Raw genomic sequence first — 12,266 nt, 5'->3', positions numbered from 1 at the left:
GGCCCGGTCCGGGACGTCCGGGAACACACGGAAGCGGAAGAGGGAGCAGCCATGAGCGACCCCGGCAGCGGTGCCGAGCGCAGCATCGGCCAGTTGGTCGCATCGGCGACCGCCGAGATGTCGGCGCTGGTGCACGACGAGATCGCGCTGGCGAAGGCGGAACTCCGGCAGGACGTGAAGCGCGGCATCACGGGTTCCATCGCCTTTGTGATCGCCGGTGTCTTCCTGCTGTTCTCGCTGCCGGTATTCAGCTTCGCCGCGGCGTACGGCATCCACAATCTGGGGCTCGGCCTGGCCTGGTCGTTCCTGATCGTGGGCGGGGCGTACGTCATTCTGGCGGTGCTGCTGTCGCTGCTGGCCATCGCGAAGTTCAAGAAGGTCAAGCCGCCGGAGAAGACCATCGCGTCGGCCAAGCAGACCGCGGCCGTGCTGCAGAACGTCAAGCCCCACCCGCGCCCGGAGGCCGTCCGGCGCCCGGAGCTTCCGGCCGCGGCGGAGCGGGCGCTCTCCCGCCGCTGAAGCCCCGGCGCCGGGACCGGGACCGGACCTCGCGGACCGCGGGGGCGTGGACCGCGGGACCGTGAACCCGGGCGCCGGACCGGGTGACGGCCCCGGCCCGCCGAACCGCAGGCCCGTACACCCGTACACCCGTACACCCGTACGAGTGATGAGTGCGGGCCGCACCACCCCGGCCGGTGTGGCACGCTCGTGGGCATGACGGCCCCTGACTCCGGCACCGGCTCCGGAAGCCCCGTACGCATCGACGGTCCCTGGACCCACCGCGATGTGGCGGCCAACGGCGCGCGCTTCCACATCGCCGAAATGGGCGACGGCCCCCTGGTGCTGCTGTTGCACGGCTTTCCGCAGTTCTGGTGGGCGTGGCGGCACCAGTTGCCGGCGCTCGCCGACGCCGGTTTCCGCGCGGTGGCGATGGACCTGCGGGGGGTCGGCGGCAGCGACCGTACGCCGCGGGGTTACGACCCCGCCAACCTCGCGCTCGACATCACCGGTGTGGTGCGCTCGCTCGGCGAGCCGGACGCCGCCCTCGTCGGACACGATCTGGGCGGCTATCTGGCGTGGACGGCCGCGGTGATGCGGCCCAAGCTGGTGCGCCGGCTGGCGGTCTGTTCGATGCCGCACCCCAGGCGGTGGCGTTCGGCGATGCTCTCCGACTTCGCCCAGACCCGCGCCGGTTCGTACATCTGGGGTTTCCAGCGTCCGTGGATCCCGGAGCGCCGGCTGGTCGCGGACGACGCGGCGCTGGTGGGCGAGCTGATCACCGACTGGTCCGGGCCGAAGCCGCCCGACGAGGTCGTTCTGGACACGTACCGGCGGGCCATGAGCATTCCGTCGACGGCGCACTGCTCGATCGAGCCGTACCGCTGGATGGTGCGGTCGATGGCCCGCCCGGACGGTATCCAGTTCAACCGCCGGATGAAGCGCCCGCTGCGGGTGCCGACGCTCCATCTGCACGGCTCGCTGGACCCGGCGATGCGGACGCGGAGCGCGGCGGGGTCCGGGCAGTACGTGGAGGCGCCGTACCGCTGGCGGCTCTTCGACGGTCTCGGCCACTTCCCGCACGAGGAGGACCCGGTGGCGTTCTCCACCGAACTCGTCAACTGGCTGAAGGACCCGGAGCCGGACCGGTAGGGAGTTTCCTACGGATCGGGCCGGGCCCGCTGGAGCGGGATGCCGTCCCGGCGGCGGGTCGTGGCCACGTGCCCGGCGCATAGGCCAATTGGCGGGCCTCCGTACGGTTACCGACCTTGGGGCCCGGGCAGACGTCCCGGTATGGGCTGGACGTACGACTATGGCGACGCGGCACGTGACCGTCGCCCGGCCAATGGGCCGGGCTCTCATGACGGGGACGGCCCCCAGGGCCGGAGTCATGACCACTCGGTACAGGGCATCGGAATTCCCAGGATTCTGCGGCGCCGGGCGCGCTGGGTGTCTGCCCGGCTCCGGCACACCCGCGGCTGACTCCCGCCTGCCCCTCGGCGGAACGCCCTTGACGCTCCACGGCCCTTCCGGCCGCGGGTCGCCGACCGGGCGTGCCGCGGAGGGGCGGCGGGCGCACCGCGGGGACGCCGAACGCACCACGGAGGGAACGGCCGTGGAGAGCGGCCATGGCGGCCACTCCGCCCCCAGCGGCCGGCAGGCCGTGTCCGTGTCTAGAGGGCACAGCCTTCCGTGCTGACCTCCTGGTTGGCGGCGAGCCCGGCCGTGATGTCGTCGGCGATCTCGTCGATGGTCAGCGCGTAGCCGGTGTTCTTGTCGTCGAGCGAGCGGGCGAAGATCACGCCGTAGACCTCGCCCTCCGGGGTGAGCAGCGGTCCGCCGGAGTTGCCCTGACGGACCATCGTGTACAGCGAGTACACATCGCGGTGGACGGTGTCGCGGCGGTAGATGTCGGGGCCGGTGGCGTTGATCCGGCCGCGGACGCGCGCGGAGCGGACGTCGTACGCGCCGTTCTCCGGGAAGCCGGCGACGATCGCGCCGTCCCCGCTGCGCGCGTCGGTGTCGGCGAACTGCAGCGGCTTCGCCTTGAGGCCGGGCACGTCCAGTACGGCGATGTCCCGCCGCCAGTCGTAGAGGACGACCTTGGCGTCGTACAGCTTGCCCTCTCCGCCGATCTGCACGGTCGGCTCGTCGACACCGCCGACGACATGGGCGTTCGTCATGACGCGCCGTTCGCCGAAGACGAAGCCGGTGCCTTCGAGGACCTTGCCGCAGTTGTTCGCCGTACCGACGACCTTGACGATCGACTTCTTGGCGCGGGCGACCACCGGGCTGCCGGCGAGCGCCGGGTCGGGGGCCTGCACCTCCTTGATGGGTTCGTTCGAGAACGGGCTGAAGACCTGCGGGAAGCCGTTCTGCGCGAGGACACCGGAGAAGTCGTTGAAGAGATGGGATGCCTGTTCCGGCATCACCTGGGAGACCCCCAGCAGCACCTTGGAGCTGCGGACCTCCTTGCCGAGCGTGGGCAGGGTGGTGCCCGCCAGCGCCGATCCGATCAGCCAGGCGACCAGCAGCATGGCGACCACGTTGACCAGGGCGCCGCCGGTGGCGTCCAGCACCCGGGCGGGTGACCGGGTGATGTGGCGGCGGAGCCGGCTGCCGAGATGGGTGGTGAACGCCTGGCCGACGGAGGCACAGACGATCACCACGACGACGAAGACGACGATCGCGGTGGTGGACACCTCGGACCCGTTCGTCAGCTCGTCCCAGAGCACCGGCAGCAGATAGACCGCGACCAGGCCGCCACCGAGGAAGCCGATGACGGAGAGGATGCCGACGACGAACCCTTGCCGATAGCCGATGATCGCGAACCATACGGCCGCGACCAGCAGCAGGATGTCCAGCACATTCACCGTCATTTGCCTCGCAGTCACTGTCTCGGCGGAGGGGGGTCGGAAGGGAGGGAAGGGGCTCGGGGGAAAGGTGCCCGGCCGGGCACCAAGAACACCCGGGAGATACGGATCCGTACGGGGGTGTACTGCGGTGTACGGGGGCTGCACCGGGGTTGTACGGGGGTGACTCGTCGGTACGCGAAGGGTTCAGCCTGTCATGAGCCCCAGTCCAGGGGGACCTGCCGGGCCCGGTCCCAGGGGCGTTCCCAGCCCGCGAAGTGCAGGATGCGGTCGATGACTCCGGCCGTAAAACCCCAGACCAGAGCAGATTCGACCAGGAACGCCGGGCCGTGGTGACCACTGGGGTGGACGGCCGTGGCCCGGTTGGCCGGGTCCGTGAGATCCGCCACGGGAACGGTGAAGACCCGGGCCGTCTCGGCCGGATCGACCGCTCCCACGGGGGTGGGCGCGCGCCACCAGCCCAGTACGGGGGTGACCACGAAGCCGCTCACCGGAATGTAGAGCTTGGGCAGGGCGCCGAACAGCTGTACGCCCGCGGGGTCGAGGCCGGTCTCCTCCTCCGCCTCCCGCAGCGCGGCACGCAGCGGACCCGTGGTCTCCGGGTCGCCGTCCTCGGGGTCGAGGGCACCACCGGGGAACGAGGGCTGCCCGGCGTGCGACCGCAGACCGCCCGCGCGCTCCATGAGGAGCAGTTCGGGGCCGTCGGCGCCCTCGCCGAAGAGGACGAGTACGGCCGACGGTCTGCCATGGCCGCCGGCGGGGGGCAGATAGCGGCTGAGCTGGCGGCCCTGGACGGTCTCCAGCACCGTGACAACGGGGTCCAGCCAGCGGGGCAGGCCCGCGGTGGAGACAGCGCCTCCGAAGCCGCTGCGGCCGTTCACGCCCGTGGCCCGGGCGGATCCGCCGGGTCCGTACACCCCGGACACCCCGGATCCGGACACCCCGGCTCCGTACACCTCGGTCTCACCGTCACCGCCGGTTCCCGTCTGTCGTGCGCGCATGGGCACCCCCTCGTCTCACAACGCACCGGCCGGCACAGATCGTTCCGCCTGTTTCACAGGCTGTCGCCGGAGGCCGGCCCGAGGTCGGCCCGCTGTCCGGCCCGCTGTCGGGCCCGGCGCGTCCGTACCGGCGTCCGTCCGCTGCCTAACCGGTGGCCTCAAGGGGTGCTGCGGGGCTGCCCGGGTAGTCCGCGGGCGGGTTCAGACGCTGTCCCGGCTTACCGCCCATCTCGTACTTGAGCAGCAGCTTCGCCTTCTCGGGGTCGGTCTCGCCCTCTCCGTACGACGGGCAGAGATGGGCGATCGGGCAGGCGCCGCAAGCCGGTTTGCGGGCATGGCAGATCCGGCGGCCGTGGAAGATCACCCGGTGGGAGAGCATGGTCCAGTCGGACTTCGGGAAGATCTCGGCGATCTCCGCCTCGACCTTCTCCGGATCCTCCTGCTCGGTCCACTTCCAGCGGCGGACGAGCCTTCCGAAGTGGGTGTCGACCGTGATGCCGGGGACCCCGAAGGCATTGCCGAGGACGACGAACGCGGTCTTCCGCCCCACACCCGGCAGCTTCACCAGCTCCTCCAGCTTCCCCGGCACCTCGCCGTCGTAGCCGTCGCGGAGTGCCGCGGAGAGCCCGAGGAGGGAACGGGCCTTGGCACGGAAGAAGCCGGTGGGCCGGATGATGCCCTCCAGCTCCTCGGGGACCGCCGCGGCCATCTCCTCCGGGGTGGGATAGGCCGCGAAGAGCGCGGGCGTCGTCTGGTTGACCCTGAGGTCGGTGGTCTGCGCCGACAGCACGGTGGCGACCAGCAGCTCGAACGGATTGCGGAAGTCCAGCTCGGGATGGGCGTACGGATACACATCGGCCAGCTCGCGGTTGATCCGGCGGGCCCGGCGGACCATGGCGAGCCGCGACTCCGGCCGGGGCTCGGCGCGCTTGCGGGCACGGGACGGGGCAGGGCGGGCCCCGCTCGGCGATTTACCGGACTTTGCGGCATTTCGGGTACCGATGGGAGCTTGTTCGCCCATAGCGGAATTTTGCTTTCCGGACACTCTTCCGGCCCCCTTGGCCTGCGCTCTCACCGGCGACTTGGACACCCGGCCAGCCTACGGTCCACCGTCCGCGTCCGCCCCGGCCACCGCTGATCCGGACCCAATCGGGCCCCTGGAGCACGAACACGTGCTCCAGTACGTCAAACTTGTTGTGATTGATCGCACGAATATTTACTTGCCAGGTCCGCCGCGGCGAAGCTGTCCTACGCGTCCCGCCCGCGGTGTCCCCCGGACGGGCACGGTGCGGTCCGGCATCATGGGGGCCACGGTCCCTGAGCAGGTCGACAAGGAGAGAACTCGTGGACGACGTTCTGCGGCGCGCCCCGCTCTTCGCGGCGCTCGATGACGAGCAGGCGGCGGAGCTGCGCGGCTCGATGAGTGAGGTGACGCTCGCCCGAGGTGACGCGCTCTTCCACGAGGGCGACCCCGGTGACCGCCTGTACGTGGTCACCGAGGGCAAGGTCAAGCTCCACCGCACCTCGCCCGACGGCCGCGAGAACATGCTCGCCGTCCTCGGCCCCGGTGAGCTGATCGGTGAGCTGTCCCTGTTCGACCCGGGTCCGCGCACCGCGACCGCGACGGCGCTGACGGAGGTCAAGCTGCTCGGTCTGGGCCACGGTGACCTCCAGCCCTGGCTGAACGCCCGCCCCGAGGTGGCGTCCGCGCTGCTGCGCGCCGTTGCCCGCCGGCTGCGCAAGACCAACGACCAGATGTCCGACCTGGTCTTCTCCGATGTGCCGGGCCGGGTGGCCCGGGCCCTGCTCGACCTGTCGCGCCGCTTCGGTGTCCAGTCGGACGAGGGCATCCATGTCGTCCACGATCTGACGCAGGAGGAGCTGGCCCAGCTGGTCGGCGCCTCCCGGGAGACCGTGAACAAGGCCCTGGCGGACTTCGCGCAGCGCGGCTGGCTGCGGCTGGAGGCACGGGCCGTGATCCTGCTCGACGTCGAGCGGCTGGCGAAGCGCTCCCGCTGACCCGGAGCCGTACCCCGTACGCGTACGGCCGCCTCGCAGCATGTGAAGGGGCCCGGAACCGATCGGTTCCGGGCCCCTTCCGTTGCTCCGCTTCTTCCGGTCCGCTTCTTCTCCGCCGGGCCACTCCGCGGAGCGACCCGCTCCGCCGTCGGCCGTCAGGGGCTGTCCGGGGGGTCAGATCAGCCCGTGCTCGCGGAGATACTCCAGCTGCGCCCGTACGGACAGCTCCGCCGCCGGCCAGAGCGAGCGGTCCACCTCCGCGTACACCGCGGCGACCACCTCCGCGGGCGTCCGGTGGCCGTTCTCGACCGCCGTCTCGACCTGTGCCAGCCGGTGGGCCCGATGGGCGAGATAGAACTCGATGGCACCCTGGGCGTCGTCGAGGACGGGTCCGTGGCCGGGCAGAACGGTTCGCACCCCGTCGTCGACGGTGAGGGAGCGCAGCCTGCGCAGGGAGTCCAGATAGTCGCCGAGCCGCCCGTCCGGGTGGGCCACGACCGTGGTGCCCCGGCCGAGGACGGTGTCACCGGTCAGCACGGAGGCGTCGGCGGGGAGATGGAAGCACAGGGAGTCGCCGGTGTGGCCGGGGGTGCGGACCACCCGCAGTTCAAGACCGCCGACGGTGATCACCTCCCCCGCGCCGAGGCCCTCGTCGCCGAGTCGCAGCGCCGGGTCCAGGGCCCTGACCTTCGTCCCGGTCAGTTCCGCGAAGCGCGCGGCGCCCTCGGCGTGGTCGGGATGGCCGTGGGTGAGCAGGGTGAGGGCGATCCGCCGGCCCGCCTGCTCCGCGGTCTCGGTCACCCGGCGCAGATGGGTCTCGTCGAGCGGACCGGGGTCGACGACCACGGCCAGATCCGAGCCGGGCTCGGCGAGGATCCACGTATTGGTGCCGTCGAGCGTCATCGCCGAGGGGTTCGGCGCGAGGACGTTAACGGCCCGGGCGGTGGCGGGTCCGGAGAGGACACCGCCGCGGGGCTGTCCGGGCAGGGCCGCCGCCTCCGTCATCGCGTACCTCCGTCGGCGGGGATGTGTTTGGTGAACTCCTCGTGCCCCGGCCAGCTCAGTACGAGGGTGTCGCCCTCCAGCCGGGCGGTGGCGAGGACCGGGTCCGGCACCCGCCCGTCCGCGGCGGCGACCGCCTTCGCGGCCGTGTCGTACGGGACGAGTTCGCGGAGCGTGGAGATGGTCGGCGGCATCATCAGCAGCTCGCCCCGGTCGTATCCGGCGGCCGCGTCGGCGGGCCGGATCCAGACCGTACGGTCCGCCTCGGTGGACGCGTTACGGGTCTGCTGCCCCTCGGGGAGGGCCGCGACGAAGAACCAGGTGTCGTAGCGGCGGGATTCGAACTCGGGTGTGATCCAACGGGCCCAGACACCCAGCAGATCCGAGCGCAGGACCAGCCCCCTGCGGTCCAGGAAGTCGGCGAAGGACAGTTCGCGGTCGACGAGCGCCCGGCGGTCGGCCTCCCAGCCACCGGGATCCTCATGGACCTGTACGGGACCGGCCTCGGCGGGACCGTCCGGTCCGGGGCTGTCCGGGGCGGGGCCGTCCGGTCCGGGACCTGGGGTCATGTCGCCGTGCGTCATGTCGTGGTGCACGGCTCCGACGACGGTATCGGCGGTGTGCCCGGCGAGCAGTACCCCCGACTCCTCGAACGTCTCCCGGACGGCGGCACAGACCACGGACTGGGCCGTCGCCTCGTCCGTACCGAGCCTGCGGGCCCACTCCGCGACCGGGGGCCCCGCCCAGCGGACGGGCCGGGAGTCCCGGGCATCGACCCCGCCGCCCGGATAGGCGTAGGCGCCTCCGGCGAAGGCCATGGAGGCGCGGCGGCGCAGCATATGGACGGCAGGGCCGTCGGGGGTGTCGCGCAGCAGCATGACGGTCGCGGCCAGCCTGGGCACGACGGGGACGAGCTCACCGGCCGCCAGTGCGCGGATCCGTTCGGGCCACTCCGGGGGGTACCACTGACCATCGGGCATGGCCGGATGCTATGCGGATCGGACGGGATGTTCGAGAGGTGCCCGGCGAGTGCGCCCTGTTTCACGTGGAACGAAGATGGCCCCTACACGGGACCTGGTGGCCGCTGTGACGGCCGAAGAGGCCGGAGTGGCACCGCGGGGGCCACAGGGGGCTTACGGGCGCACAGGCCCGGCCACGGGCCGCGGCACCCACCGGGCCGCCGAGCCCCGGGCCGCCGTACGGCCGCCGGACCGGGCGCGGCCCACAACGGGAACCGCCGGAGGGGACCGGCAGCCCGCGGCAGGCGACCCGTGCCTGCCGACGGCCCCGGCCCGGCTCCTGCCACGGCCACTACCGGCAGCGCAGCTCAGTCAGTCAGTCCTGCACCAGTTCGATCTGGAACTCGACCTCGACCGGTGCGTCCAGCGGCAGTACGGCGACACCCACCGCGCTCCGCGCGTGGACGCCCTTCTCGCCAAGGACCTCGCCCAGCAGCTCGCTCGCGCCGTTGATCACGCCGGGCTGGCCGGTGAAGTCGCTCGCCGAGGCGACGAAGCCGACGACCTTCACCACTCGAGCGATCCGGTCCAGGTCGCCGACGACCGACTTCACGGCGGCCAGGCCGTTCAGTGCGCACGTCCGGGCCAGTTCCTTGGCCTCCTCGGCGGTGACCTCGGCCCCGACCTTGCCGGTGACCGGCAGCTTGCCCTCCACCATCGGAAGCTGGCCCGCCGTGTAGACGTACGGCCCCGACACGACGGCCGGCTGGTACGCGGCGAGCGGCGGTACGACCTCCGGCAGCGTCAGGCCCAGCTCCGCCAGGCGGGCCTCGACGACCCCGCCACCGGCGGTCGTCACGAGGTCTTCTCCCGCTTCATGTACGCCACGAGCTGCTCGGGGTTGGGACCGGGCACGACCTGGACGAGCTCCCACCCGTCCTGGCCCCAGTTGTCCAGAATCTGCTTGGTCGCGTGCACGAGGAGCGGCACGGTGACGTATTCCCACTTCTTGGTCATGGGCCGACTGTATCCGTCCCGGTCCGCCGCCCCGGATCCACCCGCCCGCCTCCCCCTGCGGTCCGCCCGCGGCCCGTTCGGCTCCCCCGCCGTATCCCGCCCGGCATCCCGCCGGACCCCCGGACCCGTGCCGTGCGGCCGCCCCGCCCGGCCGTACTCGTACACCTGTCCCGTGGGCACGTGACGCAGCCCGCACGTGGCCTCGTGCGTAGGGCAGGGTCCGACTGGTTAGGCTCGAAAGCGTGAGCAGGCTCCAGGTCGTCAGCGGCAAGGGCGGCACCGGTAAGACCACGGTCGCCGCCGCCCTCGCGCTCGCCCTCGCGACCGAGGGCAAGCGGACACTCCTCGTGGAGGTCGAGGGAAGACAAGGCATCGCCCAGCTCTTCGAGACGGAGGCACTGCCGTACGAGGAACGCAAGATCGCCGTCTCCTCCGGGGGCGGCGAGGTCTATGCGCTGGCCATCGATGCCGAGCGCGCGCTCCTCGACTACCTCCAGATGTTCTACAAGCTCGGCAGCGCCGGCCGCGCCCTCAAGAAGATCGGCGCGATCGACTTCGCGACGACCATCGCGCCCGGGGTCCGGGACGTCCTGCTGACCGGCAAAGCGTGCGAGGCGGTCCGGCGGCGCACGAAGCAGGGCTCGTACGCCTATGACTACGTGGTCATGGACGCCCCGCCCACCGGGCGGATCACCCGTTTTCTCAATGTGAACGACGAGGTCGCGGGGCTGGCGAAGTTCGGGCCGATATACAACCAGGCCCAGGCCGTGATGCGGGTGCTGAAGTCCCCGGAGACGGCGGTCCACCTGGTCACGCTGCTGGAGGAGATGCCCGTCCAGGAGACCGCGGACGGGGTCGCCGAGCTTCGGGCGGCCGACCTGCCGGTGGGGCGGGTCATCGTGAACATGGTCCGCCCGCATGTCCTGGACGAGGCGGCGGTGCGCGGTGCCGCGGACGGCCGCCGTACGGAGATCGCGGCGGCCCTCACGGCGGCCGGGGTGAGCGGCGCCAGGTCCCTGGTCGCCCCGCTGCTGGCCCAGGCGTCCGACCATGCCCGCCGGGTCGCCCTGGAGCGGGAGCAGCGCGCCGCGCTGGCCGGGCTGGAGCTGCCCTCGTATGAACTTCCGCTGCTCAGCGAGGGTGTCGACCTCGCCGGGCTGTACCGGCTCTCGAAGGAGCTGCGGGCCCAGCAGCACGCACGGCGCCCCGCGGGAACGGCCCGTGGGACGGCGGCCGCGACGAACGGCCGGAAGGACGACCGGCGCACCGCCGGCCAAGGGACAGGGACCGGTTCATGAGCCTGGACGCAGCCGTCGGCCCCCTTCAGGTCGATCCGCTCATCGACGACCTGGCCACCCGCATCATCGTGTGCTGCGGGGCGGGCGGGGTCGGCAAGACGACGACCGCGGCGGCCCTCGGCGTACGCGCGGCGGAGCGCGGCCGGCGGGTGGTCGTCCTCACCATCGACCCGGCCCGTCGGCTCGCCCAGTCACTGGGCATCGACTCCCTCGACAACACACCGCGCCGGGTGAAGGGCATAGAACCGGGCAGCGCCGGACCGGCGGGCGAACTGCACGCCATGATGCTCGACATGAAGCGGACCTTCGACGAGATCGTCGAGGCCCACGCGGACCCCGAACGGGCCCGCGCGATCCTGGAGAACCCCTTCTACCAGTCCCTGTCGGCCGGGTTCGCCGGTACGCAGGAGTACATGGCGATGGAGAAGCTGGGCCAGCTGCGGGCCCGGGACGAGTGGGATCTGATCGTCGTCGACACCCCTCCGTCGCGGAGCGCGCTCGACTTTCTCGACGCGCCCAAGCGGCTGGGGTCCTTCCTGGACGGGAAGTTCATCAAGCTGCTGGTCACCCCGGCGAAGATGGGCGGCCGGGCGGGTATGAAGTTCCTGAACGTCGGGATGTCCATGATGACCGGGACGCTCGGCAAGCTGCTGGGGGGTCAGCTGCTGCGGGACGTCCAGACCTTCGTCGCGGCCATGGACACCATGTTCGGCGGCTTCCGCACCCGGGCCGATGCCACGTACCGGCTGCTCCAGGCTCCGGGGACGGCGTTCCTCGTCGTGGCGGCGCCGGAGCGGGACGCCCTGCGGGAGGCGGCCTACTTCGTCGAGCGGCTGGCGGCCGAGGAGATGCCGCTGGCCGGGCTGGTGCTGAACCGGGTGCACGGCAGCGGGGCGGAGAAGCTGTCGGCTCAGCGGGCCCTGGCGGCGGCCGAGGTGCTGGAGCCGGAGGCTCCGGAAGCGCATGACACCGACGGCATCGCCGACCCGGACGGCGCGGACGGCACGGACACCATCGGAGAGTTCGGCGAATGGGCCGAACCGCAAGATTCACATGAATCACACGAGTCACATGCGTCTGATGATTCGGATGTGTCAGACGTGTCTGACGTGTCTGACGAGCCGCTGGTGGAATCCTCAGAAAATCTTGCCGACGCCCGCATTGTGGATCATGGGTCAGGGAAGACTGGTGTTCGTGAGGCCACGGGCGCCTCTCCCGAATCCCCGCCCGTGGACCACGCCCCCGAGCACCCCACTCCCCTTGAGGCACACCACGAACACACCACGGAAGCACTGACGGCCGGCTTGTTGCGCCTGCATGCCGAACGGATGCAGGTGCTCGCGCGTGAGCAGCGCATGCGGGACCGTTTCACCGCCCTTCACCCCGAAGTGGCGGTGGCTCATGTTGCCGCGCTCCCCGGAGATGTCCACGATCTCGCGGGCCTGCGGGCGATCGGTGAGCAATTGGCGGCCGGCGGCGCCCGAACCAAGCGCACAAAGACCTAGCCGGACCGGAGCGGCCCGCGCCACAGCACTTCCGCACTCGGCACCCCGTACGGGAATCCGCGCACGGCACCACCTCAGCGCTCTCTTCCCTACA

The 12,266-nt window shown here is 71.5% G+C and carries 13 protein-coding genes; 6 read left to right on the top strand and 7 right to left on the bottom strand.

Annotated features, from left to right (window positions below):
* Positions 1-51: 51 nt before the first annotated feature.
* The 3 genes from ACWDR0_RS03345 to ACWDR0_RS03335 all read left to right on the top strand — a co-directional run bounded on the left by ACWDR0_RS03345 (position 52) and on the right by ACWDR0_RS03335 (position 1,980).
* Entirely contained in the window at positions 52-519 is a 468-nt protein-coding gene (locus tag ACWDR0_RS03345; protein WP_456349906.1) for a phage holin family protein, read from the top strand.
* Positions 520-714: 195 nt separating this feature from the next.
* On the top strand, positions 715-1,650 hold the full coding sequence (locus ACWDR0_RS03340; RefSeq protein ID WP_456349905.1) for an alpha/beta fold hydrolase: 936 nt from the start codon (positions 715-717) through the stop codon (positions 1,648-1,650).
* Positions 1,651-1,791: 141 nt separating this feature from the next.
* The gene (locus ACWDR0_RS03335) at positions 1,792-1,980 is read left to right on the top strand and encodes a hypothetical protein (protein ID WP_456349904.1); all 189 of its coding nucleotides are present in this window, start codon (positions 1,792-1,794) and stop codon (positions 1,978-1,980) included.
* A 191-nt stretch (positions 1,981-2,171) separates the two neighbouring features.
* Here ACWDR0_RS03335 and ACWDR0_RS03330 read toward each other — a convergent pair whose 3' ends face one another.
* From ACWDR0_RS03330 to nth, 3 genes are all read right to left on the bottom strand, one after another.
* The gene (locus tag ACWDR0_RS03330) at positions 2,172-3,371 is read right to left on the bottom strand and encodes a MarP family serine protease (RefSeq protein ID WP_456350014.1); all 1,200 of its coding nucleotides are present in this window, start codon (positions 3,369-3,371) and stop codon (positions 2,172-2,174) included.
* A 194-nt stretch (positions 3,372-3,565) separates the two neighbouring features.
* Positions 3,566-4,372, bottom strand: coding sequence for an NUDIX hydrolase (locus ACWDR0_RS03325; protein WP_456349903.1), 807 nt, complete (start codon positions 4,370-4,372; stop codon positions 3,566-3,568).
* Positions 4,373-4,517: 145 nt separating this feature from the next.
* Positions 4,518-5,393 carry an endonuclease III gene (gene nth, locus ACWDR0_RS03320; protein WP_456349902.1) on the bottom strand — a complete coding sequence of 292 codons (876 nt, stop codon included), beginning with the start codon at positions 5,391-5,393 and terminating at the stop codon, positions 4,518-4,520.
* Between the two features lie 323 nt (positions 5,394-5,716).
* On the opposite strand from nth, the gene ACWDR0_RS03315 reads away from it, so the two are divergent.
* Positions 5,717-6,391 (top strand): Crp/Fnr family transcriptional regulator, encoded by a 675-nt coding sequence (locus ACWDR0_RS03315; protein ID WP_006347667.1) that lies wholly within the window; start codon positions 5,717-5,719, stop codon positions 6,389-6,391.
* A gap of 174 nt (positions 6,392-6,565) precedes the next feature.
* On the opposite strand, the gene ACWDR0_RS03310 is transcribed toward ACWDR0_RS03315, so the two are convergent.
* The 4 genes from ACWDR0_RS03310 to ACWDR0_RS03295 all read right to left on the bottom strand — a co-directional run bounded on the left by ACWDR0_RS03310 (position 6,566) and on the right by ACWDR0_RS03295 (position 9,369).
* Positions 6,566-7,396, bottom strand: coding sequence for an MBL fold metallo-hydrolase (locus ACWDR0_RS03310; RefSeq protein ID WP_456349901.1), 831 nt, complete (start codon positions 7,394-7,396; stop codon positions 6,566-6,568).
* A complete protein-coding gene (locus ACWDR0_RS03305; RefSeq protein WP_456349900.1) occupies positions 7,393-8,373 on the bottom strand; it encodes an NUDIX hydrolase in 981 nt (326 codons plus the stop codon). Before ACWDR0_RS03305 ends, ACWDR0_RS03310 begins: the two co-directional genes overlap by 4 nt.
* A 355-nt stretch (positions 8,374-8,728) precedes the next feature.
* Positions 8,729-9,211, bottom strand: coding sequence for a RidA family protein (locus ACWDR0_RS03300; protein ID WP_456349899.1), 483 nt, complete (start codon positions 9,209-9,211; stop codon positions 8,729-8,731).
* Positions 9,208-9,369 (bottom strand): DUF4177 domain-containing protein, encoded by a 162-nt coding sequence (locus ACWDR0_RS03295; RefSeq protein ID WP_456349898.1) that lies wholly within the window; start codon positions 9,367-9,369, stop codon positions 9,208-9,210. The genes ACWDR0_RS03300 and ACWDR0_RS03295 overlap by 4 nt, the downstream gene beginning before the upstream one ends.
* Before the next feature lie 242 nt (positions 9,370-9,611).
* Here ACWDR0_RS03295 and ACWDR0_RS03290 point away from each other — a divergent pair, with 242 nt between their 5' ends.
* Positions 9,612-10,667: an ArsA family ATPase gene (locus tag ACWDR0_RS03290; protein WP_456349897.1), complete on the top strand. Its 1,056-nt coding sequence runs from the start codon at positions 9,612-9,614 to the stop codon at positions 10,665-10,667.
* Complete coding sequence (locus tag ACWDR0_RS03285) at positions 10,664-12,172, top strand: ArsA family ATPase (protein WP_456349896.1); 1,509 nt, start codon at positions 10,664-10,666, stop codon at positions 12,170-12,172. Before ACWDR0_RS03290 ends, ACWDR0_RS03285 begins: the two co-directional genes overlap by 4 nt.
* Positions 12,173-12,266 lie beyond the last annotated feature (94 nt).

This window comes from Streptomyces sp. NPDC003691, from assembly GCF_053981115.1.
The sequence above is the reverse complement of the archived record's forward strand: the minus strand, read 5'-3'. Positions and strand labels throughout refer to the sequence as shown.

Excerpts from the sequence above, each read along its gene's own strand:
- ACWDR0_RS03345 (WP_456349906.1), top strand. The coding sequence starts at position 52 with ATGAGCGACCCCGGCAGCGGTGCCGAGCGCAGCATCGGCCAGTTGGTC.
- ACWDR0_RS03340 (WP_456349905.1), top strand. The coding sequence starts at position 715 with ATGACGGCCCCTGACTCCGGCACCGGCTCCGGAAGCCCCGTACGCATC.
- ACWDR0_RS03335 (WP_456349904.1), top strand. The coding sequence starts at position 1,792 with ATGGGCTGGACGTACGACTATGGCGACGCGGCACGTGACCGTCGCCCG.
- ACWDR0_RS03325 (WP_456349903.1), bottom strand. The coding sequence starts at position 4,372 with ATGCGCGCACGACAGACGGGAACCGGCGGTGACGGTGAGACCGAGGTG.
- nth (WP_456349902.1), bottom strand. The coding sequence starts at position 5,393 with ATGGGCGAACAAGCTCCCATCGGTACCCGAAATGCCGCAAAGTCCGGT.
- ACWDR0_RS03310 (WP_456349901.1), bottom strand. The coding sequence starts at position 7,396 with ATGACGGAGGCGGCGGCCCTGCCCGGACAGCCCCGCGGCGGTGTCCTC.
- ACWDR0_RS03305 (WP_456349900.1), bottom strand. The coding sequence starts at position 8,373 with ATGCCCGATGGTCAGTGGTACCCCCCGGAGTGGCCCGAACGGATCCGC.
- ACWDR0_RS03295 (WP_456349898.1), bottom strand. The coding sequence starts at position 9,369 with ATGACCAAGAAGTGGGAATACGTCACCGTGCCGCTCCTCGTGCACGCG.
- ACWDR0_RS03285 (WP_456349896.1), top strand. The coding sequence starts at position 10,664 with ATGAGCCTGGACGCAGCCGTCGGCCCCCTTCAGGTCGATCCGCTCATC.